Annotated in this window: 2 protein-coding genes; both read right to left on the reverse strand. The window is 62.5% G+C overall.

What is annotated here, in order from left to right:
- On the reverse strand, positions 1 to 627 hold a 627-nt coding region (locus tag ACXJ3V_RS20000; RefSeq protein WP_457102108.1), incomplete at its 3' end, for an aldo/keto reductase.
- Between the two features lie 80 nt (positions 628 to 707).
- Positions 708 to 1,913, reverse strand: a 1,206-nt coding sequence (locus tag ACXJ3V_RS20005; RefSeq protein ID WP_457102109.1) for an ABC transporter substrate-binding protein, incomplete at its 5' end; no start/stop codon positions are given.

Here is a 1,913-nt window from a genome sequence, read left to right on the forward strand (position 1 = left end):
TGCGACAACTCCGATACCCAGACCCTCGGCGGCGGGAAGGACCTCCAACTCAATGGAGCGCTGAGCCAGGTTGTATATGGACTGTTCAGAAATCAACCCGAAGCTCCCCCGCATGGCCGCTTCATACTGGGCGCTGGCCAGATGCCAGCCCGCGAAGTTCGACGATCCGACATACAGGATCTTTCCCTGATCGCGAAGAACGTCGAACGCCTCCCACACTTCTGACCAATGTGCGCGGCGGTCGACATGGTGCATCTGAATGATGTCGATGCGATCCGTCTTCAGCCGCGTGAGCGACTGCTCCACTGCGCGGCGGATGCTCCAAGAGGAGAGCCCACCCGAGTTCGGCCAGTCCTCACGTGCCTCGTACAGCTTGGTTGCGAGCACGATGCGATCCCGACGCGAGTCGTCACCCACGATCCACTCACCGATGAGCTCCTCAACGGCGGAGGGTCGTCCTATGGTGCCGTAGCTGTTTGCCGTGTCGATGTAGTTGATTCCGCCGTCGAGTGCGTGGTCCAGCATCGCGTGGCTGGAGGCGGTGTCGGCGAAGCGGGCGAAGTTCATTGTGCCGAGACACATTCGTGACACCTCGAGTCGGCTGCGACCGAGCTGGGCGTATTTCATCGTGTTCATTCCTTTAGCTGTCGGGGTCGGCCCGTCTCCGAGCCGACCCCGCGATTTCAGACGACGGATATGAGCGTCACCTATTGGCTGGTGACGTTGAACCCCTGGTCGGTGCCGTAGGCGACGATCTTTTCCTGCCAGGCCTTCAGACCGGCCATCAGATCATGGTCGCCGTCGACATGCTGTCCGAACGTGTCCTTGTAGATGGTGTTTGCGTAGAGCTGGTATGGAAGGAACTGCCAGTCGGGGTTGACCGCTTCGGACGAGGCGATATAGAGCTCGCCCGGCTTCTGGCCGCCGAGGAACTCGCTCGAGGCCTCGACGTAGCGAGGGTCGTCGAGCACCTTCTGGCTCGCCGGGAAGGGCATGTTGGCGGCGTTATCAAGCTGCCCGAGGAACTGATCTTCCGCGAACCATTGCGCGAAGGCGGTGGCCGCGGCCGGGTGCTTGCTCTGGACCGTGACCGCCGTTCCCGATCCGCCCCATACGCCGTTGCTCACGTCGGACCAGTTGGGAAGCGTTGCGACCCGCCAATCACCGGCAACCTGCTGAATCGAGCCCGAGAGCACCGAACCGCCCCATGCGCCGGTCAGCCAGGTCGCGTACGTGCCGTCGGCCAAGTGGTTGAACCACTCCTGCGACCACGCTGGTTCGGGCTGCACCAGACCGTCGTTCAGCATCGCGGTCCAATACTCGCTGTACTGCTGGGCCCCTTCGTCCCCGAAACCAACGGTCAGATCTGCGTCCCCGGCGAGTTGGAACGGGTGCGAGTCCGCCTGCTGCAGAAGGCCCATCGTGAGACTCGGGTCGCCCGGGTCCATGTTCGCGATGAAGTGGCCGTTCTCCTTGAGAGTCTCAGCCGCCGCGCGATAGTCGTCCCATGTGGTCGGAACAGCGATGCCCAGCTCGTCGAACAGCTTCGCGTTGTAGTACATCACCAGCGGACCGGTGTCGGTGGGGATCGCATAGAGTCCACCGTTGACCGAAGCCCCCGCTGCTGCGGAGGGGTTGAAGTCGTCGGCGCTGCCTCCGTACTGTGACAGGTCCAGGAGGCCTTCCTGTGCGACGTAGCTGGGCAGGTTCATMAATTCCATGCCGGTCAGGTCGGGGGCGCCCTGCCCGGCCTTCAACGTGACGCCGAGCTTTGTGTACACGTCTCCGCTGCCGCCGAACTGCGTGATCTTGAGGTCAACGTATGGATGCAGCTCCTCATACGCGTCCTCGATGACCGAGGTGTCGCCACCACCCCATGACCACATCGTGAGGCTGATGGGGTTGTCCTCACT

This window comes from Microbacterium sp. P5_E9 (assembly GCF_054049175.1).